This is a genomic window from Sphingobacterium sp. UBA1498 (genome assembly GCF_002325125.1).
Taxonomy (GTDB): domain Bacteria; phylum Bacteroidota; class Bacteroidia; order Sphingobacteriales; family Sphingobacteriaceae; genus Sphingobacterium.
Window position 1 is genome coordinate 32,663 of record NZ_DCRG01000006.1, and the last position, 20,669, is coordinate 53,331.

The window sequence follows — 20,669 nt, forward strand, 5'->3', positions numbered from 1 at the left end:
TCAAACTTTTATTGTATCAATTTTTTAACGTTATCCAATTCGTCGATTTCCGCAGCAGTTTTATCTTTTCGCCAGCGCAATATCCTCGGAAATCGCAATGCTACACCAGATTTGTGGCGTTTACTGTATCCTATTCCTTCAAAGGCAATCTCAAAAACAAGTTCGGGTTTAACCGTTCTCACCGGGCCAAACTTTTCGATTGAATTCTTTTTCACAAATCGGCTCACCTCAAGGATTTCCTTGTCGGTAAGTCCTGAATAAGCCTTGGCGATAGTGACTAAATGATCTCCATCTTTTACGGCAAAGGTATAATCTGTGTAATGAGCACTGCGGCGGCCGCTTCCTTTTTGCGCGTAAATGAGTACAGCATCGATGCTCATCGGATTTACTTTCCACTTCCACCAATCTCCTTTTTTGCGGCCTGCATGATAGGTGGAATCTATTCTTTTAAGCATAATTCCCTCACTGTTAATTTCGCGTGCTGCCGCCTGAATATGCTGGAGTGCTGTCCAGTCCTGAGCATGTATCAAGGGGGACAATTCTAAAATAGTATCCCGATTTTCGGCATGGAGTTTTTCTAGTAAAGAACGCCTATAGGCTAGAGGCTCATTGCGGAGATCGTTGCCATCGAGTTCCAATAGATCATAAAGGTAAACTGAAATAGGGACTTCGTCTCGAAGCGCTTTCGGAATCGTTTTGCGATTGATCCGTTTTTGAAGTTCGGAAAAGTTGAGTACCTGTCCGTCTTTGACAGCAAGAATTTCTCCATCCAGCACGAAATCTCCTTTCCACTGACCAAGTGCTGCCGTAATTTCCGGAAACTGGGCGGTGACGAGCTCTTCGCCACGAGACCAGATGTGGATATCTTCACTGCGTTTGATCAGCTGTCCGCGGATGCCATCCCATTTATATTCAGCTTGCCATGAGGTAATCTGTCCTAGCTGCTCAGGATCTTTTTCAACGGGATAAGCGAGGCAAAAAGGATAAGGTTTGGACAGTTTTGTATCACTATATGCACCGCGAACAAGCTTTTCGAACTCGACTTCATTCGGATTCCACTCGCCCATGATGCTATGTGCTACAGCACTGGCTTCGGTACCTGTATATTGCGCTATGGTATTGATAAGGCCTTTTGCGGAAACCCCCAAACGGAAGCTTCCGCCAAGAAGTTTGTTAAAAATAAAACGCTCGACTGTCGTCAATACATTCCAGGAATGTAGAACAAAAGTTTTCTTTTCCGTAACTGAGGCATGTTGCAGGGAGATAATTTCATCCATCCACTCGCTTAAGCTTTTTTCTATCAGTTGCGATGCAGGTGGTAAAAGTAAGGATAAGGTCTCAGACAAATCTCCTACAGCTGCGTAAGATTCGACAAATAACCATTCAGGAATTTCTGTTATTTCTAATGTCCAAGTCTTGAGGTCCTTTACTGCAATGCTACGTTTAGGTCTTTTTCCTGTCATCAGTGCTAAAAACCAAAGTTTGTCTTTTTCAGAGGCTCGATTGAAAAACTCCAAGATAGCTTCTTTTTTCAAGTTCGTCTTATTGCTGCTATCCAATGCATTGATTAAGTTCGCAAATTCTTTCATGGGCTATCTTAAGTCGTTTGGGGCTGAGGATCTTCTTCGTCACCGTACTGAGTCGTGACTTCTTCGGCTTCGATACCGATTTCATTGAGGTATTTGGCGAATGTTGCCGTCTGCCCGTGTGTGACATATACTTTTTCGGCCGCGCTTTCACGTACAGCTTGCAGTAAACCAGCCCAGTCGGCGTGGTCACTGATCGCAAATCCTGCATCAGCACTACGCCATCTTCGTGCACCTCGAATTTGCATCCATCCCGAACAGATCGCATAAGCCATATTAGGTATCTTCTGAAGGGTCTGGCTATCCAATAAGGCAGGGGGAAGCAATACAATCTGGTTGTCCAGTACTTTGACGCCATCCTTTAGATCTACAATTTGATAGGGCGGTAATCCTATCCCTTCTTGACGATAAGCTCCATTCAGTTTAGCAATACTATAATGCACAAATACTGGACCCATCTCATGGACTGCATTTAGAATGCGCTGCGATTTTCCGAGTGAATATCCTATAAATACAGACGTTTTTTTATTGCTCTGATTGTTTTTGATCCACGACTGCAAGCGTTCATTTTGCGTAGCAACTGATTCCCAACGATAAATGGGTAGACCAAAAGTGCTTTCTGTAATAAGTTCATGACACTTAATTGGTTCAAATGGCGTAGATAAGCCGTCGTCCTGTATTTTATAATCTCCTGTAAATACAACCACCTTCCCTTTATATTCGAGTCTGATCTGGGCGGAGCCAATGATGTGCCCCGCGGGATGCAAAGAAACACGTACACCATTAATCTGTATTGGTTCATTGTAAGCCAGTCCCTGAACTTGAATATCAGGACCTATGCGGCTTCGAAGGATATTTACTGTAAAATGATGACAGAGGTATTTTTTCATTCCCCAGTGAGCATGATCTGCATGACCATGGGAGATAACTGCCAGATCAACAGGTTTCCAAGGGTCAAGATAAAACTTGCCCGGAATACAGTATATACCTTTCGATGTAAAACGTATCATATAGCAATAAAACAGCCTTTGACACACTAAAGTTTTACTTATTTCATTCCTATAGATCTAGCTTTTGGTATTCCTCAATTCGATTAGTGGTATTCAGTTAAATTTTTTTAGATTTGTTAACCTTGATGCTAAGTTCAAATACACTATGATATTAATTGTTGATGATAATCCGGATAATATTTACTCGTTACAAAAGTTACTTGAATCCAAAAATTTTGAAGTTGATACCGCTCATTCTGGGGAGGAAGCTTTAAAGAAGATTTTAAAATATAATTATGCATTAATTATACTGGATGTTCAGATGCCGGATATGGATGGCTTTGAAGTGGCTGAAAATATTGCAGGGTTTAGCAAAACGAAAGAAACTCCGATAATATTTTTGTCGGCTGTAAATACGGATAAGCGTTTTATCACGAAAGGGTACAATTCGGGCGGTTTGGATTATGTAACCAAGCCTGTTGATCCTGATATTCTCCTGTTGAAAGTCAAGACATTCTATCGGTTATATGAACAGACGCAAGCACTTAAAGATGTTCAGCAAACGTTGGAACTGGAAGTGGAACGGCGAAAGCAGGCACAGAAAGAATTAAGTTCGAAAGTAGACTATTTGCATACACTTCTGGAGTCTCTGCCACAAATCGCTTTTACATGTAATCATGAGGGGACTATTGATTTTGTGAATGGCCGCTGGTTTCAGTTTTCTGATGATGCTGTAAAGTTTCCGCAGACATATCCTGGCGATCCATCTATTGAGAGGGAGCTTCATGCCAGTCTTCATTCGGGAAAACCACTCGAAATGGAGGTTCGTATTCAAAGGCGGGCTTGTGGTGAATATCTGTATCAACTTTTGCGTGTGTGGCCCATTTTAGAAAAAGGCGAAAGTAAATGGGTAGGAACATTTACAGATATTGACGCACAGAAAAAGGCAGAAAAGGAAAAAGATGAGTTTCTTAGTATCGCGAGCCACGAGTTGAAAACACCATTGACAAGCATAAAGGCATACATGCAATTACTGGATCGAAAGCTAAAATTGGATGAAGAGAGCGCCGAAGCAAAATATGTAACACGGGTGCAGGGGCAGGTAGATAAACTTAATAGCCTGATTTCTGACCTTTTGGACCTTTCAAAGATCGATAACGGGAAGTTGTTGATTAATAAAAAAGTATTTCCGCTTGAGCATATGGTGAAAAGTGCGATAGACTCCATTGTCCAGACGCATGACCAAAGCAATATGAAACTGCTAAGGACAGGTGATGTTACAGATGTACAGATTTATGGTGATGAGATCCGCCTTGAACAGGTGCTGGTTAATTTTTTGACCAATGCTTACAAATATGCTGCTGGTACGGAAAAAGTAATTGTTGACTGTACTGTTATTGGTGATACCGTAAAAATCAGTGTAATTGATTTCGGAATAGGAATACCTGTGGAAAAGCAGGCCGATGTCTTTGAGAAATTTTACCGTGTAGAAGAAACGTCATTTGATTTTCAGGGACTAGGTATAGGACTTTATATCTGCGCTGAAATTATTCGTGCCCACCAAGGAACTATTTCTGTTGAAAGTTCGGGTGGACAAGGAGCTACATTTTCTTTTACTTTACCTGTAACTATACCCGAAGATGCCAAATACTAAGATGCTCAGTAATATAACTTGGGGAATCGGGTTTTCTTTGATTGTGCTGCTCATGAGTTCTACGGCTTCCTATATCGGAATTCAGGAACAAAACAGGCATCGTCGGGAGCTTGCCGTGACAAGAAAGATTATCAATATATCGAATAGCGCGCTTAATTCTTTGCAAGGAGCTGAAACTGGGGATCGAGGGTTTCTATTAACCGGAAAGGAGAGCTATCTAGAGCCTTTTAATAATGCATTAGCGAACTTACCTGCCGAATTAAAGGAAATGGATATGCTAACTCATCAGGACCCGGTACAAGGGGTTAAGGTGGATAGCTTTCTAACAGCAGCAAACTTGAGGTTGGAAATTTTAAAGGAATCGGTAGCTACCAAAAGAAAGGGTGGGGTGGTTAGCGTAGCGCAGTTGGATCGCAGTAAAATGGTGATGGACAGATGCCGTCAGATTATCGATGAAATTATTCAATATGAGGAAGAGAATATTGACCGCAAATCGGCAAAAGTGGATAATTCCTCTTCAATTACGACATTATTTATTGTAATCAGTGCTTTACTTTCACTTATCATTACCAGTTATTTTTATGTTCGGTTACGGGTAGATTTCAAAAAACGCCTGACGCTTGAAAAATCACTTCGGGAAAAAGATGAAGTAATTTCAAAACGTTTAAATTTAATCCAAAGGATTACTAATCGTATCGCATTGGGGGAATACGATGTAAGGGTGGAAGAGGTGGAGGATGACGATCTAGGAGCGATAGCGAAATCTGTTAATAGGATGTCTAAAGCGCTGCAGAAATCCTTTGGCCAACTTACGGATAATGACTGGCTGCATACGGGTTATGCTCAACTCTATATAGGACTAATGGGGAATAAAAACCAAGATGCTATTGCTGCGGACTCCATTAAAACCCTTGTGAGCTATATGGAAGCGGTTAGTGGTGCAATTTATATTCTTAATGAAGAGAGATTGATCTTAATGGGTACCTATGGACTGGATAGTCAGGTGCAAAAATCTTTTTTACCTGGCGAAGGCTATATCGGTCAGGTATATAGCGACCGGCAAACAAAGACACTAAATAATATTAATACGGCGGATTATGTAGTAAGTTTTGCTAACGGAAAAATTAATGTGCCATATATTCAATTCTTACCTTTATTGGTTGAGGATAAAGTGCTAGGAGTATTAGAAATAGGCCAAATGAATAATTTTACTGCGGTTGAACTGACATTTCTACATGAATGTGCCAGACAGATCAGCATTGCGCTGATGTCTGCCAAGGCACGTGCAAAGATTCAGACATTATTGGAAGAGACCCAAGTGCAATCTGAAGAGCTGTTGACACAACATGCGGAACTTGAGAGTTTAAATGCAGAACTGGAGGCCCAAACCCTACGTCTTCAATCTTCGGAAGAGGAATTGAAAGTTCAACAGGAGGAACTGATACAATCCAATCAAGAACTGGAAGAGCGTTCTCGATTGCTTGAAGATAAAAATCTAATGATTGCGGAACGCAATAAGGAAATCCAACTGAAGGCGGAGGAGCTGGCGATGAGCACGAAATATAAATCGGAATTTTTAGCCAATATGTCGCACGAACTCCGTACGCCGCTCAATTCAATCTTGCTACTTTCGCGGTTACTGTCAGAGAACGTCGATGAAAATCTGAATTCAGATCAGATTGAGTCTGCCAAAGTCATTCAGAGTTCGGGATCAAGCTTGTTAACACTTATTGATGAAATCTTAGACCTTTCTAAAATTGAATCCGGCAAGATGACTTTGGAATATACAACGTTGGATCTGAACGATATCTTATCAGATTTAGATAGTCTGTTTTTGCCAATTGTACAAGAAAAGGGATTGGTTTTCAAAACGAATATCAGCGATAAGGTGGCTACAAGATTTGAGGGGGATCGTCTTAGAATAGACCAAGTCCTTCGCAATTTGATTTCGAACGCAATAAAATTTACCAAGGAAGGTGAGATACGCCTGGATATTTACGAAGATTCCCAGGATAAGGATAAGTTGGTTTTTGCCGTTATTGATTCTGGTATCGGTATACCTCTTGATAAGCAAAAAGTCATTTTTGAAGCTTTTCAACAGGCAGATGGATCGACAAGAAGAAAGTATGGAGGTACAGGTTTAGGGCTGTCTATTAGCCGTGAGATTGCTCGTCTTTTGGGTGGAGAGATTCGGTTGGAGAGTGAGGAGGGGAAAGGCAGTACATTTTTGTTTGTTATTCCAACATATAAAATTGAGGTTAGTGAGGTACTGACAAAGGAAGAGCAGCTTGTTGATGAGATATCTTCAGAGGTGGAGGACGTCATTGAGCTAATTAAAGAAGATGGTTATGATCCATTAACAATTCCTATCCCCGAGGAAATACCTGATGACCGGGATACGATTAAAGAGGGTGATAAGGTAATATTGATTGTTGAGGACGACGTTAATTTTGCTAAGGCCCTATTGAAGTACACACGCACACAAAAGTATAAGGGAGTGGTGGTGGTGCGTGGTGACCACGCTTTGCCGGCAGCATTAAAATACAAACCTGCTGCTGTTTTATTGGATATACAATTGCCCGTGATGGATGGATGGGCAGTGATGGATCGATTGAAGGGGAATAAGGAAATACGTCATATCCCCGTGCATATCATGTCCTCCCTAGCGGTAAAAAAAGAAAGTTTATTAAAAGGAGCGATTGATTTCATAAATAAGCCTGTTGCCTTAGAGCAAATGACAAACATATTTCAAAAGATTGAATTGGCTCTAAAGTCCTCGCCGAAGAAGGTACTTATTGTGGAGGAAAATCCCAAACATGCAAGTGCACTATCTTATTTTTTAAGTAGTTTTAATATCTCCCTCGAAGTAAAAAATAACGTTGAAGACAGTATTACAGCTTTGCGAACGGCAGACGTTGATTGTGTAATTTTGGATATGGGGGTGCCAGATGAAATGGGGTACAATACCTTGGAGGCTATTAAGCAGCATGAAGGTCTTGAAAACTTACCTATCATCATCTTTACCGGAAAAAATCTGTCCAAGTCTGAGGAACTTAAGATAAAGAAATATGCAGATTCAGTTGTGGTGAAGACTGCACATTCCTATCAGCGTATTCTTGATGAAGTCGGATTGTTTTTGCATTTAATAGAGGTCAATAATGCAGATGATATAAAAAGGAAAAATAATGGATTAGGGTCATTAACCGATGTATTGAAAGGAAAGAAGGTACTAGTAGCTGATGATGATGTTCGCAATATCTTTTCCTTGACCAAAGCTTTGGAGAAATTTCAGGTAAAGGTCCTTCCGGCCATGGATGGCAAAGAGGCCCTAGATGTCCTTGCTTCGGGGGAATCCGTCGATATCGTGCTGATGGATATGATGATGCCAGAGATGGATGGCTATGAGACAATCAAAAATATCCGTCAGGATTCCCAATACGTCGCACTACCAATTATTGCTGTTACGGCAAAGTCGATGATTGGTGATCGGGAGAAATGCATTCAGGCTGGTGCGTCTGATTATATTTCCAAACCGGTGGATATTGATCAATTGTTGTCTTTATTGCGTGTGTGGTTATATGAAAATTAAGGAAGGTTGGATATATGGATAAAAATAAAGTGATATTAATTGTAGACGACGATCAACGAAATATCTTTGCACTGCGTTTGACTCTAAAGGCCAAGGGATATCGGGTTTTGAGCAGTAATTCTGCTCTTGATGCGATCCGACTATTGGAAACTGAAGATCAGATTGACTTGGTTTTGTTGGATATGATGATGCCTGAGGTAGATGGTTATGAAGCAATCCAGTTAATCCGAAAGTTGAATTCCAATAGTCGGTTACCTATTATAGCTGTGACGGCACAAGCGATGAGTGGGGATAAAGAAAAATGTTTAAATGCTGGGGCGCAAGCTTATGTTTCGAAACCTATTGACGTTGATAAATTGGCGCTTGAAATTGAAAGATTGATTTAGATGTTGGGCTATAATATTATAAGAGACGATGAGGTCGATATCTTGCTTGAGGATATATACCGTCAATATGGCTATGATTTTTTGCAGTACAGTAGAGCTTCCATCAAGAGAAGAATCAATCGAATTATGACCAACGATCGATTGGCAAGCTTTGCTGAACTCAGATTTGCTTTGAAAGACAATGTCGAATTTCTACAACACTTCGTTGAAGAGATTACTGTAAATTTGACAGAGATGTTTCGGGACCCGCTGTTTTTTCGGGAACTTCGAGAAGAAATTCTTCCTCAATTGGGAACCTATCCTTTAATACGGATCTGGGTTGCTGGCTGCTCTACAGGTGAAGAGGCGTATTCTATGGCCATTTTGTTAAAAGAAGCTAATCTATATCATAAGTCATTGATTTATGCGACAGACATTAACCCTAGGGTTCTTGAAATTGCGCGTAATGGCGTTTACCCGTTGAGCTTGGTCAAGACTTTCTCCGAAAATTATATGGAATCAGGCGGGAAGCAGGATTTTTCGAACTATTATACTGCTAATTATGAGTGGGCAAAATTTGATGATGAATTGAAAAGAAAAATGATTATATCAACGCATAATTTGGTGTCGGATACTTCGTTTAACAGTTTTCAATTGATTTTGTGCCGCAATGTGTTGATTTATTTCAATAAGGAATTGCAGGAACGAGTTTTTAAATTGTTTGACTTGAGTCTTGAAAATTTAGGATATTTGGGTTTAGGTAGTAAAGAAACGATACGATTTTCTAGCATTCAGCATAACTTTACGGCTGTTGGGAATCAAAAAATTTGGAAAAAACTTTATACATTGTAGCCGTATACTTTTAGATATGATTTTCTGCCCAATATTAAACGTAGCGAGCAAAGTATTTTAACTATTTTATGAGTAAAACAAAAACTGTATTGATATTTGATGACGATACCATTATTTTGGAAGTCATAACTGTTGTATTAATTGATTTAGGGTTGAATGTTGAAGTTTCCGAAACTTCACATGACATTATCCCACGGGTCGAATCTTCTAAGCCAGATCTCATCTTGATGGACAATTGGATTCCCAATATAGGAGGTGTGGAAGCGACTAGATTGCTGAAAGCCGATGCTCGATTTAATCATATTCCCGTAATTTATGTTTCGGCCAACAACGATATTCAATCGCTGGCTGATCGTGCTGGAGCAGATGATTTTCTATCCAAACCATTTGATTTGGAAGATCTAGAAAATATTGTAAATAAATATATCACTTAACAAAATTGGTGTGCGTATCTGCTCGAAGAGTTTCGGAATGATCCCTTTTTTTGTACTCTCTAAAACTACAATAAAAAAAGCCTTTCAGAAATGAAAGGCTTTTTCTGCGGAGAGTGAGGGATTCGAACCCCCGAACCTGTGACAGTTAACGGTTTTCAAGACCGCCGCATTCGACCACTCTGCCAACTCTCCGCGACAAAAGTACGAATTTTTACTCTTCCACCAAATTTTATTTTATAAATCGAACTTATTGAGCTTTTATAAGCTGAATATCAGCACTAAATTTTACTTCATCACTTACCATCACGCCACCCGTTTCCAGTGCAGCATTCCAACTAAGTCCAAATTCCGAACGTTTTATTTTACCTTCTACAATAAATCCAGCTTTGGTATTTCCCCAAGGATCTTTCTGTATACCTGCAAACTCTAAGTCGAATGATACGGGTTTAGTAACATCACGTATCGTCAGATTTCCTTTAATCTCATCATTTTCTAAACTCGTTGCTTCGAAAGTAATCTCAGGATATTTTTCTACATCAAAGAACTCTGCGCTTTTTAGGTGGCCATCACGTTGTTCATTACGGGTGTTGATAGATGACGTATCAATAACCACTTTCGCAAGCGCATTTTTAAAATCTTCTCCCTCTGCATCAATATCTATTTTAAAAATGTCAAAGTTTCCTTTAACGTTTGTGATCATCATGTGTTTTACTTTGAATTCTATCTCGCTATGTGCGGCGTCTAATTCCCATTTTCCTTGTGCCATAATTGTATGTTTTTATTATTTGTTTAATAACACAAAGGTAACAGCTGTTTTATTCATTTTGTTTGACCTACATCAATAAAATAATCTTGTTGAAATGCAACTAGTTATTGAAAAACCACAAAAAAATAGAAGTGATATTTTGGAAATATGATGCAAATGCCTACTTTTGCATTACCGAAAGAAACGCGCCAATAGCTCAGCTGGATAGAGCATCGGTTTTCTAAACCGACGGTCTCAGGTTCGAATCCTGATTGGCGTACCAAAAGTGTTAAAAATCGGCCTTAATAACATTATTAAGGCCGATTTTTCATTTTACTAGTTTTGTAACTAGTCAGATTGAGGCCTGTGTTAACGATTTAACGGCATTTTCTGGATCATACGGGAAGTTTGGGGGTAAAGTTTGGATATGATCCGATTTATTGTTTTTATAATTTTCAAAAATTCTATTTTGTAGCATATTTTCCGACAGCTATCAGCGATTACAGGTCAAAAATTGCGATAATTAAACCAACTTATAAGGACAGGTTTACTAAATGGCAATAATGGATCAATATGGACACATACTTCCTAACTTTATTTTGTAAATTGCAATATGATAGGTAGCTATATGGAAAGAAATTCAAATGGAAATCCAGTATTTAATGATTAGAAGTTCCGGTTTCTTACCACTTTTGTGATAACAAGATGGATGCAGACGAATGTGCCGAAATTGTACGGAAAGGTATCAAACAGGCCACTACACATTCTTTAACAGCATTGCAAATCAACAAAGAAAGTTACCTGCAATTAGAGACCTAGCTATCATCACCGATTGGCATGGAATTCCCAAAGCGGTCACCAAGACCGTTAAAGTGGAGATTGTAAGGTTTAAAGATATGACAGCTGAGTATGCTTTTATCGAAGGTGAAGGAGATTTATTGGAAAGAAGTACATTGGACTTATTAAATGCGCGAATTGAGCAAGCATAATTTAAAGCCAACTATTGAAATGGAACTTGTCTGCGAGTACATTGAGACGATCTGGCCAAAGAAATAATTGGATGAGTAATAGTGATTACCCAAATTGCCGGAGAGAGCTGTCGGCTGAATCTCCATATTAATAATTTGGGTTACAAAAAAGAGAGTTAATATGGAGGAGAGATTCAAAAAACAAATATGTGAGGTAGCTAAACTGATCCCACAGGGACGGGTGACGACCTATGGGGCGATTGCCAAGGCCTTAGGTTATCCCAATCATTCGCGGCATGTTGGCAAGGCAATGGGTGGATGTCCGGCCGATGTTCCGGCCCACCGAGTGATTTCAAGTGGTGGATTGTTAGCAGTGCCTGGATTTCAGGAACGTTTGGAAGCAGAGGGGCTTGTTGTGAAGAACTTTCGAGTCAAGGATTTTAAACAGTTGTTTTGGGATCCAATGAAGGAATTAATTGATTAATTTAAAGAAATGAAATACTGTGCTTTTCTACGTGGAGTCAATGTAAAAGGAACTAATATGAAAATGGCAGATGTTTGCCAGGTCTTTAAAAATGCAGGTGTGGCGGATGTAAGTTCGATACTCGCTTCTGGAAATATTATCTTCTCATCTGACCAGCCGGCAGAACTGCTGAAGCGCCTAATCGAAGAATGCATGTCGACACATTTTTTCTATGATGCATCTCTGTTTATCCGGTCAAAGGAAGAAGTGTGTTTACTGGAGAAAAATAATCCTTTCGATAAGCATGAGGATTTTAATGTATATGCATTTGTGGGAGTAGATGGAGTCGAAACAATATTGATGGACGAATTCAACAATTCAATGCATTTGTCAGGGGAGAACGCTGAAATAGTCAACGCTATTTTTTATTGGCAAGTGCCCAAAGGAAATACCTTGGATTCTGCGTTTGGAAATGTGTTAGCGAAAAAGAATTTGAAAAATAAAATGACGAGCCGTAATATAAATACGTTTGGGAAGGTATTGAAAAAAATGGGCGAATCATAAAATGATCCCATTTCTATTTGGGCTCTTTGTCTTTTCAATACTTTTCTCAGCACTGATTTATTGTTCTTGATCAATCTCAGCGGATTTAGCCCAGATGTTAATATGACCGTCTTTTGCATAGAGATCTATTTCTTGAATCTCCTCTTGACTAAAAGACAGATTTCTTAGCGCATCTACACAATCACTAACTTGCTGCGGTTTTGATGCACCGATCAGCGCCGATGTTACCTGTTTCTTACGTAGGACCCAAGCGATAGCCATCTGCGCCAGAGATTGTCCTCTACGCTGTGCGATAGCATGTAAAGAAAGGATATTTTTCTGATTCTCTTCGTTTAGGAATTTTTTCTGAAGTGATTTAGATTGCGAAGCGCGGCTGTCTTGAGGGACGTCATGCAAGTACTTGTCGGTGAGCATGCCCTGCGCCAGCGGGGAAAATACAATAGAGCCAATTCCTATCGACTCCAAGGTGTCAAGCAAGCCGTCAGTTTCTACCCATCTATTAAGCATGGAATAGCTTGGCTGGTGAATAATAAAGGGTGTCCCTAATGATTTAAGGATCGTATAAGCTTCCTTAGTCCTTTGCGAATTATAAGATGAAATACCTATATAAAGCGCTTTTCCGCTACGGACCAAATGATCCAGCGCCAACATGGTTTCTTCTAAGGGGGTATTGGGGTCGAAACGATGGGAATAGAAAATATCGACGTAGTCGATACCCAGTCTCTTAAGTGATTGCTCACAGCTTGAGATCAAATATTTACGGCTGCCCCATTCTCCATATGGCCCATTCCACATGTGATAACCTGCTTTTGATGAAATGATTATTTCGTCCCGTAAGCCGTGCAATTGTTCATTTAATATTTGTCCAAAGGCTTTTTCGGCACTTCCAGCAGGTGGTCCATAATTGTTTGCAAGATCGAAATGCGTAATGCCAAGGTCAAATGCCGTTGTACAGATATCTACTTTGGTTTGATGAGGCGTGTCGTCTCCGAAATTATGCCACATGCCTAAAGATATTGCGGGCAATAAAAGGCCGGATTGGCCGCAGCGGTTATAGATCATATTTTGGTATCGGTCTGGATTTGCTGTATACTGCATAATTTTTGATAAGTTTCCTATAAACTAAGATAAATTTTGGCTTATTTGCAAATTTTAATTGCAAGCTATGCTCGAAAATTTTTAGAGTGAGGAAATTTTAGGATAAATCTTGAACTATTTTTAGTGTAGTGCGAAATATAAAGAAAACTGTTCGAGTTTGGCTTTGGCAAAGCTAAATTTAATGTATTTTTATACACATTAAAAAATTGTTTTATGGAAGTGATAAGGAAAGTTCAGATCACACTATGGTTTGTCTTAATTACTGTAGTCAATTGTTATGCACAGTCAAAACACCTGCTTTTTAAGACCGAATTCGGTAATTTTAAAGCTGTGCTTTATGACTATACGCCTCATCATCGTGATTTGATGTTGCGTTCAATTCGAGATCATGTTTATCACGACGCTTTATTTAATCGGATTATCGAAAATTTTGTTGTTCAGGGTGGAGAGCATGATATAGATATTGCAAAACGTGAGGCTGCAGATCCTCTTCATCAACAACCACGACTGGCGGCAGAGTTCGACGATCGTGCTTTTCATAAAATGGGCGCACTTGGCGCCGGACGAGACGGCAATCCCGAAAAGGCGTCTTTTTTGAATCAGATCTATTTTGTTGTTGGGAAGAAAATTACAGCAACGGAACTAGATAATTTGGAATTAAAGAAAGGTATAAAATATACTGCTACACAAAGGAAAGAGTACCTAAACAACGGTGGGCAGCCAAGACTGGATCATGATTATACTGTTTTTGGTGAAATTTATGAAGGTTTTGAGGTAATTATGAAAATTAGCCGGCTAAAAACGGACAATCAAGATTATCCACTTCAAAAAGTGCCCTTCCAGATTGTTGAGATTAGTAAATAATCGTATAAACCCTTACTAGACGCTGCATGTAGCTATTCCAGCAAGGGTCCTTTTTTTTTAAGCTAAAAGGCAACTGTTTTAGGATTCGATCCAGAAAATCCCATTTCTGGCAATGATTGAATAGTTTTGATGTCGTCTTCTGTCAGCTCGAAACTGTCAATGGCTAAATTTCTCTTTATATTATCTGGATTGGTCGATTTCGGCAGGGGTAAGATTCCTTGAGACAGCGCAAATTTAATACAGATTTGCCCAACACTTGTATTTTTTTCTTTTGCCAGTTTAAGGAGTGTCTCATCGCGTAATATTCTTCCAGAACCAAGCGGCGACCAAGCCTGAACAAGAATGCCATTGGACTGACATAGCGCCACAGTATCCTTCTGAAGATAACCCGGATGAAATTCAATTTGATTCACGGCAGGTACTACTTTGGCTGTCTCCAATAATTTTTCAAGGTACTCTTTTGGGAAATTACTCACGCCAACGGCTTTTACCTTTCCCTGCTCATATAAATCTTCAAAGGCTCGCCATGTATCGGCATTGATTTTGGCCCAGTGCTCAAATTGCGTCTCGTTGGCAGGCCAGTGGATTAAGTAAAGGTCAACATAATCCATTTGTAGATCATTTAGCGATTTTTCGAAAGCTGCGGTCGTTTTGTCGTATCCGCGCTCGGTGTTCCAGAGCTTTGTGGTAACAAATAATGAATGGCGGTCGATTCCACTGTCTTTTATGGCCTTTCCAATACTCTTTTCATTTCCATAAATAGCTGCTGTGTCAATATGGGTATAGCCGGCGTGAAGTGCTTCTCTAACTGCCTGATAAGCTTCGTTTCCATCGGGAATTTGCCATGTTCCAAACCCAATGGATGGAATTTCAGTTCCATTGTTCAATTGAATTGATTTCATTGTCAGTTGTTTTTTGATTTGAGCTAAAATAGGGTTTCGGTTGATGCCTCTAGTCACTGAAATGTCAAGAGGAATACTTTTAAGCTAATGCGATAGTGTTTATTCGGTATAGCCAAAATATATTTATTTTGACAATTTTATTGTCAAAATGGGTCCGATTCCTCGTAAATTATGGCATTAATTCTTATCTTTAGGCGAATTTTTGAGAAATTCAGATTTTTCAATGAGTTCACATAGCATTAAAAATTAAACATATTTCTAATAGATTACTATGTCAAACAAATCAAAAATTGTTTGGACAAAAACAGATGAAGCTCCTTTATTGGCGACTTATTCGTTTTTGCCTATTGTTCAGGCGATTACAGCTACAGCTGGTATCGATGTTGAATTGAGGGATATCTCCTTAGCGGGCCGTATTCTTGCTAGCTTTCCAGAATTTTTAAAAGAAGATCAAAAAATTGGTGATGCGTTGGCCGAGTTAGGGCAGTTGGCAACAACTCCTGAGGCAAACATCATTAAATTACCAAATATCTCCGCTTCAATTCCTCAGTTGAAAGGTGCTATCGCTGAACTACAGCAAGCAGGGTACGCTGTTCCCAATTATCCGGATGAAGCCACAACAGAAGAGGAAAAATCAGCAAAAGCTAAATATGCGAAAGTATTAGGTTCTGCTGTGAATCCCGTATTACGGGAAGGAAACTCCGATCGTCGCGCGCCTAAAGCAGTTAAGAATTATGCAAAAGCAAATCCTCATAAAATGGGTGCTTGGGCGAAAGATTCCAAAACAAAGGTTGCTTCGATGACGTCAGGTGATTTCTATGGTTCCGAGCAATCTGTAACTGTTGAAAATGATGGTCAATTCAAAATTGAGTTTGTGGATGAACAAGGTGCAGTAACGGAATTAAAGGGGCTTTCACCATTAAAGGCTGGTGAGGTCATTGATTCTTCAACCTTGAGTTTAACGGCTTTGAAAGGGTTTGTAGTAGATGCTATCGCAGAAGCTAAGGCGGCAGGTGTATTGTTGTCTGCGCACCTAAAGGCGACAATGATGAAGGTTTCTGACCCGATTATATTTGGTGCTGTTGTAGAAACTTACTTTGCTGATGTTTTTGCGAAGTATGGTGACTTGTTTAAAGAGTTGGGTATCAACAAAAACAACGGATTAGGCGAAGTGTATGCTAAAATCGCTGGTCATGCAAAAGAGACTGAGGTTAAGGCTGCTATTGATGTTGCTATTAAAAACGGACCTGCTTTAGCGATGGTAAATTCGGATAAAGGAATCACCAACTTCCATGTTCCTTCTGATGTCATTATTGACGCTTCTATGCCAGCGATGATCCGTATCGGTGGTAAAATGTGGAATAAAGATGGTCAAGAAGAAGATACAATTGCCATGGTTCCTGACCGCTGTTATGCCGGTGTTTATGAAGCAACTATTGAAGACTGTAAAGAGCATGGTGCATTGGACCCTAAAACAATGGGTTCTGTTCCCAATGTTGGTTTGATGGCGCAGAAAGCGGAGGAGTATGGGTCACATGACAAAACTTTCCAGGCTGCAGGAAACGGTGTCATCCGCGTAGTAGATGCTTCAGGTGATGTTTTCATGGAGCAAAAAGTAGAGGCAGGTGATATCTTCCGTATGTGTCAGACCAAAGATGCTCCGATTCAGGACTGGGTGAAATTGGCTGTAAATCGTGCACGTTTGTCGGAAACACCTGCTGTTTTCTGGTTGGATAAAAACCGTGCTCATGATAGAGAGATCATCAAAAAAGTAGAGAAATACATGCCTGATTTTGATACAACAGGTTTAGACATTCGCATTTTATCGCCTATTGAAGCAACGAAACTGACTTTGGAGCGCATCCGCAAGGGAGAAGATACGATTTCCGTAACCGGCAACGTATTGCGTGATTATTTGACAGATTTATTCCCAATTTTGGAAGTTGGTACATCTGCTAAAATGTTATCTATTGTTCCGTTGATGAATGGCGGCGGTCTATTTGAAACGGGTGCTGGTGGTTCTGCTCCAAAACACGTGGAGCAATTTCTTCAAGAAGGTTACTTGCGCTGGGATTCATTAGGCGAATTCTTGGCACTAGGTGCTTCGTTGGAACACTTGTCTCAAACGCAAAGTAATCCGAAAGCGCTGGTATTGGCGGAGACTTTGGATGAAGCTACGGAGAAATTCTTGGCAAATGACAAATCTCCAGCCCGTAGGGTTGGCCAGATTGATAACCGAGGGTCGCATTTCTATTTGACGTTATACTGGGCTCAGGCTTTGGCAGCACAGACAAAAGATGCTGAATTGGCTGATAAATTCGCTTCCGTTGCGAAGGTTCTTACAGAAAATGAAGCTAAGATCAATGAGGAGTTGATTGCTGCGCAAGGTAGTGCTCAGAACATCGGTGGGTATTATTTTCCGAACGATGAATTGGCAGCGCAAGCAATGCGTCCATCGGAAACATTGAATCAGGTTGTTGCTAACATATAAACGGTAGTTTTTTAAATAAATATAAAAGCCTGTATCAAACGATACGGGCTTTTATATTACCCTTCTATGAAACAAAATATCTGCTATTTTAGTGAATATTTGACACCTGTAAAGGTCATTTTAACAGGTATGATATGCCCGTTTTTGTCAAATTTCATTTCTTCAATACAAGTTACCCGCTCGTTAGCTCCCTCTTTGCCAAGCGGTCTTCGGTGATATACAATAAAATATTTTTCTTTGTTTGGTATTTTGATGACCGAGTGATGCCCGGCTCCAACCGCTACTTCGGGATCCCGCTCCAGTATCGTTCCTATCCGCTCAAAAGGGCCAAAAGGGGAGTTGGCGATGGCATAAGCGACTTTGTAGTCGGGGCCAGTCCAGCCACCTTCAGACCACATAAAATAATATTTCCCATCTTTCATAAACATAAATGGGCCTTCAACATAATCTTTAGGAGTGATTTCTTTATAAAGGCTGCCGTCTTCGAAAGGGACCAAACCCGTGAAATCTGGTTTTAACTTAACCAAATTGCAGTGCTTCCAACCGCCATAATACATATAAAAAGTTCCATCTTTGTCTTTGAAAACAAACTGATCTATGGGTTGTGCACCATTGATAATGTCATTGATTAAGGGTTTACCTAAAAGATCAGTGTAAGGGCCATCTGGCTTGTCGGCTACAGCTACTCCAATCCCGCCAATCTCTCCCTGATGAACATCGTTTGCTCCAAAAAATAAATAATATTTTCCTTTATTTTCCAATACTGCGGGTGCCCACATGGCTTTTTTTGCCCATTTTACGTTACTGTTATCCAGGATGCGGCTGTGCTTTGTCCAGGTAGCTAAATCTGAAGATGAAAAGGCATCGAAGAATATCTGTTCTTCATAAGGCGCCGAATAGGTTGGGAATATCCAATATTTATCCCCGTACACAATACCTTCAGGATCAGCGTAATTTCCAGTTATAACGGGATTCTTTTGAGCAAAAACTGTAGCGGATAAAAGTAGTGCTGTTGATGTTAAAATTGTTTTAATCATTGTATGGTTTTAAATTGATAATATACGGTATCCAATTGTTGGTGGCGTAGCAAAATGAATCAATTTTATGCTCATTTGTCTCACGAGCTATCTATTTGTTAAAATTTTGTTAAAACAAAGTTTTGCTTTCGATTGTTTCCGATTTATTTCACATATTTGTTTATGTCGTTTCCGAATGGCATAAATACTTTTCATAAAATAGGTTAATAATATGGCTAAGACACCCAAAGTTTCCCAGATTTTGGGTGTTTTTTATTCCCGCTCCAACCCAAATATCATCACTAGTTTACCGTTATAATACAAATTTAGAGTCTGTTCTGCGATATCGAATTGGATTTTATTTTGTTCGAATATTTGGAAGAACTCATTTTCTATATGTATGGTATTACAGGAACGCATAGTACTTGCTATGTGGTTAAAGGTGATTTTATTGCCATTAATGTGAAATTCGCCCCAAAAAATGTTACAGCCCGTCGTGCCTTCGATCGTACCATTCTTGGCATCGAAGCCCATACTCGCCTTACTTGAGCTGACATCCTTTCCATTCAATTGAAGTAAATTCCATTTAAACCGAGCTAGAAAGGCCGCTACACTGGGCAATTCATTTGTACGTTCTTTGGAAAGGATGTCAATTAAACTGTAATTAAAAGAGTCAGTATCTCCTCGTTTCGTTTTCTTTACTCGAACACGATAGCGGTAGCCTTCCTGATAATCAAAACCATGAATTGGTGCACTTAGATATTCCCACTTATTCGATTTGTCCGATTTTATTTGAAGGCATTTCATTTGTTCATGCTTTGGCGCATATACATAATTTTCTCCAACCTCCCATATGCGGACTTCGGTATTTTGCATTAGCGATTTGGAGATTATTTTCATCAAGCTATATCGTGGATGCGAATGGTTTTTGTGCTTAAGGACTTTGATATGGTATTCAAATTTTGGGTCATAATCAAACTTGAGAATTTTAGCATAGAATTTCTCCCACTGATTGCTATTGTAGTATTTGACAAGATAAGGTGGGGCTTTCGAAAGGCCTGATTTTACTTTTAACCGAAAAGAAGAGCGTTGGGCAAGTAAATTTTGGTATGGTAATAAGAGCGCTAAAAACATTAATAACAAATGCTGTATTGAGGACTTCTTCATAAACTGTAAAGTAAATATCAATAAAAACGTATCTTTAAACATGAATATTGCACGAGTGAAAGTATACCTGCTTTTCATTTTTTTTCTGTTAGCTCTGCAGGTCTATAGCCAAAATAGGAAGGATTATTTTAAAACACAAATAGCCCTTGGAGAACTAACCGATCCACAATTGAAAGAAGTGTCGGGTATTACACCGGCCACAGGTCTAGGGAATTTTTGGGTACATAATGATAGTGGCGATGGGGCACATGTTTATTTAATTAATCGTGAAGCACAGCTATTAAAAAAAATAACACTTGAAGGGATGTCTGTGGTTGACTGCGAGGATATTGATCGGGTGAAGATTGGTGACACCTATTTCCTTGTTCTTGCGGATATCGGCAATAATCTCGGAAAAAGAACATGGGTATGTCTTTACGTGTTTCCTGAGCCTCAGGCGGAAGATCCCGAACTTATTCCCAAAAAATCAATTCGTGTAATTTATCTAAAATTTCCCAATCACCAACGCTTGGATGCAGAATCGGTGATGATAGATCCCATAGACAACATGTTGTATGTTATATCTAAACGTGAATTTCGATCGACTGTTTATAGTGCTCCAGTATTTAATAATACTAAACGGCAATATTTTACTTTGGATAAAGTCGTCGAATTACCCTTAACCTTTGCAACAGGAGCGGCTATAGATCCGACAGGGATTCAAGTTCTTGTAAAGAACATTACACATATATTCTACTGGCAGAGGCAAACTAAGGAATCTTGGGAGCAGGTGTTTAAGCGAAGGCCCACTATTTTACCTTATCAGGTGGAACCGCAGGGAGAAGCAATCACATTTGACAGCATGGGAAGCGGATTTTACACGATAAGTGAACGCCCATTCGGTTTAAAGTCCTATCTTTATTTTTTTGAAAAAACGCTATAA

18 protein-coding genes and 2 tRNA genes are annotated in these 20,669 nt (G+C 39.7%); 12 read left to right on the forward strand and 8 right to left on the reverse strand.

What is annotated here, in order from left to right:
• Nucleotides 1–8: 8 nt before the first annotated feature.
• A complete protein-coding gene (locus B3139_RS07245; protein ID WP_293881353.1) occupies nucleotides 9–1,589 on the reverse strand; it encodes an ATP-dependent DNA ligase in 1,581 nt (526 codons plus the stop codon).
• An 8-nt stretch (nucleotides 1,590–1,597) separates the two neighbouring features.
• On the reverse strand, nucleotides 1,598–2,596 hold the full coding sequence (locus tag B3139_RS07250; protein ID WP_293881355.1) for a ligase-associated DNA damage response exonuclease: 999 nt from the start codon (nucleotides 2,594–2,596) through the stop codon (nucleotides 1,598–1,600).
• 145 nt (nucleotides 2,597–2,741) lie between these two features.
• Between B3139_RS07250 and B3139_RS07255 the strand changes: the two genes are divergently transcribed.
• The 5 genes from B3139_RS07255 to B3139_RS07275 all read left to right on the forward strand — a co-directional run bounded on the left by B3139_RS07255 (nucleotide 2,742) and on the right by B3139_RS07275 (nucleotide 9,469).
• Nucleotides 2,742–4,229, forward strand: a complete 1,488-nt coding sequence (locus tag B3139_RS07255) for an ATP-binding protein (protein ID WP_293881357.1) — start codon at nucleotides 2,742–2,744, stop codon at nucleotides 4,227–4,229.
• Nucleotides 4,216–7,818 carry a response regulator gene (locus B3139_RS07260; RefSeq protein ID WP_293881359.1) on the forward strand — a complete coding sequence of 1,201 codons (3,603 nt, stop codon included), beginning with the start codon at nucleotides 4,216–4,218 and terminating at the stop codon, nucleotides 7,816–7,818. The genes B3139_RS07255 and B3139_RS07260 overlap by 14 nt, the downstream gene beginning before the upstream one ends.
• A 14-nt stretch (nucleotides 7,819–7,832) precedes the next feature.
• Nucleotides 7,833–8,204 carry a response regulator gene (locus B3139_RS07265; RefSeq protein WP_293881361.1) on the forward strand — a complete coding sequence of 124 codons (372 nt, stop codon included), beginning with the start codon at nucleotides 7,833–7,835 and terminating at the stop codon, nucleotides 8,202–8,204.
• A complete protein-coding gene (locus B3139_RS07270; protein WP_293881363.1) occupies nucleotides 8,205–9,035 on the forward strand; it encodes a CheR family methyltransferase in 831 nt (276 codons plus the stop codon).
• A gap of 68 nt (nucleotides 9,036–9,103) precedes the next feature.
• Nucleotides 9,104–9,469, forward strand: a complete 366-nt coding sequence (locus tag B3139_RS07275) for a response regulator (RefSeq protein WP_293881365.1) — start codon at nucleotides 9,104–9,106, stop codon at nucleotides 9,467–9,469.
• Nucleotides 9,470–9,576: 107 nt separating this feature from the next.
• On the opposite strand, the gene B3139_RS07280 is transcribed toward B3139_RS07275, so the two are convergent.
• Nucleotides 9,577–9,661, reverse strand: a tRNA-Ser gene (locus tag B3139_RS07280).
• A 55-nt stretch (nucleotides 9,662–9,716) separates the two neighbouring features.
• Complete coding sequence (locus B3139_RS07285; RefSeq protein ID WP_293881367.1) at nucleotides 9,717–10,235, reverse strand: YceI family protein; 519 nt, start codon at nucleotides 10,233–10,235, stop codon at nucleotides 9,717–9,719.
• A 185-nt stretch (nucleotides 10,236–10,420) separates the two neighbouring features.
• On the opposite strand from B3139_RS07285, the gene B3139_RS07290 reads away from it, so the two are divergent.
• From B3139_RS07290 to B3139_RS07305, 4 genes are all read left to right on the forward strand, one after another.
• Nucleotides 10,421–10,497, forward strand: a tRNA-Arg gene (locus tag B3139_RS07290).
• Between the two features lie 436 nt (nucleotides 10,498–10,933).
• Nucleotides 10,934–11,203 (forward strand): ASCH domain-containing protein, encoded by a 270-nt coding sequence (locus B3139_RS07295; protein ID WP_293881369.1) that lies wholly within the window; start codon nucleotides 10,934–10,936, stop codon nucleotides 11,201–11,203.
• A gap of 160 nt (nucleotides 11,204–11,363) precedes the next feature.
• Entirely contained in the window at nucleotides 11,364–11,666 is a 303-nt protein-coding gene (locus tag B3139_RS07300; RefSeq protein WP_293881371.1) for an MGMT family protein, read from the forward strand.
• Nucleotides 11,667–11,675: 9 nt separating this feature from the next.
• Nucleotides 11,676–12,209: a DUF1697 domain-containing protein gene (locus B3139_RS07305; RefSeq protein WP_293881373.1), complete on the forward strand. Its 534-nt coding sequence runs from the start codon at nucleotides 11,676–11,678 to the stop codon at nucleotides 12,207–12,209.
• Nucleotides 12,210–12,266: 57 nt separating this feature from the next.
• Here B3139_RS07305 and mgrA read toward each other — a convergent pair whose 3' ends face one another.
• Complete coding sequence (gene mgrA, locus B3139_RS07310) at nucleotides 12,267–13,307, reverse strand: L-glyceraldehyde 3-phosphate reductase (protein WP_293881375.1); 1,041 nt, start codon at nucleotides 13,305–13,307, stop codon at nucleotides 12,267–12,269.
• A gap of 213 nt (nucleotides 13,308–13,520) precedes the next feature.
• On the opposite strand from mgrA, the gene B3139_RS07315 reads away from it, so the two are divergent.
• On the forward strand, nucleotides 13,521–14,171 hold the full coding sequence (locus B3139_RS07315) for a peptidylprolyl isomerase (RefSeq protein ID WP_209579950.1): 651 nt from the start codon (nucleotides 13,521–13,523) through the stop codon (nucleotides 14,169–14,171).
• A gap of 62 nt (nucleotides 14,172–14,233) precedes the next feature.
• Here B3139_RS07315 and B3139_RS07320 read toward each other — a convergent pair whose 3' ends face one another.
• Nucleotides 14,234–15,073, reverse strand: coding sequence for an aldo/keto reductase (locus B3139_RS07320; protein WP_293881378.1), 840 nt, complete (start codon nucleotides 15,071–15,073; stop codon nucleotides 14,234–14,236).
• Between the two features lie 271 nt (nucleotides 15,074–15,344).
• Between B3139_RS07320 and B3139_RS07325 the strand changes: the two genes are divergently transcribed.
• Nucleotides 15,345–17,564 carry an NADP-dependent isocitrate dehydrogenase gene (locus B3139_RS07325; protein WP_293881380.1) on the forward strand — a complete coding sequence of 740 codons (2,220 nt, stop codon included), beginning with the start codon at nucleotides 15,345–15,347 and terminating at the stop codon, nucleotides 17,562–17,564.
• Between the two features lie 83 nt (nucleotides 17,565–17,647).
• Here the strand turns inward: B3139_RS07325 and B3139_RS07330 are convergent, their stop codons facing one another.
• Nucleotides 17,648–18,601 (reverse strand): glycoside hydrolase family 43 protein, encoded by a 954-nt coding sequence (locus B3139_RS07330; protein WP_293881382.1) that lies wholly within the window; start codon nucleotides 18,599–18,601, stop codon nucleotides 17,648–17,650.
• A 252-nt stretch (nucleotides 18,602–18,853) separates the two neighbouring features.
• Complete coding sequence (locus B3139_RS07335; RefSeq protein ID WP_293881384.1) at nucleotides 18,854–19,747, reverse strand: DUF4377 domain-containing protein; 894 nt, start codon at nucleotides 19,745–19,747, stop codon at nucleotides 18,854–18,856.
• Between the two features lie 40 nt (nucleotides 19,748–19,787).
• Between B3139_RS07335 and B3139_RS07340 the strand changes: the two genes are divergently transcribed.
• Complete coding sequence (locus tag B3139_RS07340; protein WP_293881386.1) at nucleotides 19,788–20,669, forward strand: hypothetical protein; 882 nt, start codon at nucleotides 19,788–19,790, stop codon at nucleotides 20,667–20,669.

Excerpts from the sequence above, each read along its gene's own strand:
- B3139_RS07245 (WP_293881353.1), bottom strand. The coding sequence starts at position 1,589 with ATGAAAGAATTTGCGAACTTAATCAATGCATTGGATAGCAGCAATAAG.
- B3139_RS07250 (WP_293881355.1), bottom strand. The coding sequence starts at position 2,596 with ATGATACGTTTTACATCGAAAGGTATATACTGTATTCCGGGCAAGTTT.
- B3139_RS07255 (WP_293881357.1), top strand. The coding sequence starts at position 2,742 with ATGATATTAATTGTTGATGATAATCCGGATAATATTTACTCGTTACAA.
- B3139_RS07260 (WP_293881359.1), top strand. The coding sequence starts at position 4,216 with ATGCCAAATACTAAGATGCTCAGTAATATAACTTGGGGAATCGGGTTT.
- B3139_RS07265 (WP_293881361.1), top strand. The coding sequence starts at position 7,833 with ATGGATAAAAATAAAGTGATATTAATTGTAGACGACGATCAACGAAAT.
- B3139_RS07270 (WP_293881363.1), top strand. The coding sequence starts at position 8,205 with ATGTTGGGCTATAATATTATAAGAGACGATGAGGTCGATATCTTGCTT.
- B3139_RS07275 (WP_293881365.1), top strand. The coding sequence starts at position 9,104 with ATGAGTAAAACAAAAACTGTATTGATATTTGATGACGATACCATTATT.
- B3139_RS07285 (WP_293881367.1), bottom strand. The coding sequence starts at position 10,235 with ATGGCACAAGGAAAATGGGAATTAGACGCCGCACATAGCGAGATAGAA.
- B3139_RS07295 (WP_293881369.1), top strand. The coding sequence starts at position 10,934 with ATGTGCCGAAATTGTACGGAAAGGTATCAAACAGGCCACTACACATTC.
- B3139_RS07300 (WP_293881371.1), top strand. The coding sequence starts at position 11,364 with ATGGAGGAGAGATTCAAAAAACAAATATGTGAGGTAGCTAAACTGATC.
- B3139_RS07305 (WP_293881373.1), top strand. The coding sequence starts at position 11,676 with ATGAAATACTGTGCTTTTCTACGTGGAGTCAATGTAAAAGGAACTAAT.
- mgrA (WP_293881375.1), bottom strand. The coding sequence starts at position 13,307 with ATGCAGTATACAGCAAATCCAGACCGATACCAAAATATGATCTATAAC.
- B3139_RS07315 (WP_209579950.1), top strand. The coding sequence starts at position 13,521 with ATGGAAGTGATAAGGAAAGTTCAGATCACACTATGGTTTGTCTTAATT.
- B3139_RS07320 (WP_293881378.1), bottom strand. The coding sequence starts at position 15,073 with ATGAAATCAATTCAATTGAACAATGGAACTGAAATTCCATCCATTGGG.
- B3139_RS07325 (WP_293881380.1), top strand. The coding sequence starts at position 15,345 with ATGTCAAACAAATCAAAAATTGTTTGGACAAAAACAGATGAAGCTCCT.
- B3139_RS07330 (WP_293881382.1), bottom strand. The coding sequence starts at position 18,601 with ATGATTAAAACAATTTTAACATCAACAGCACTACTTTTATCCGCTACA.
- B3139_RS07335 (WP_293881384.1), bottom strand. The coding sequence starts at position 19,747 with ATGAAGAAGTCCTCAATACAGCATTTGTTATTAATGTTTTTAGCGCTC.
- B3139_RS07340 (WP_293881386.1), top strand. The coding sequence starts at position 19,788 with ATGAATATTGCACGAGTGAAAGTATACCTGCTTTTCATTTTTTTTCTG.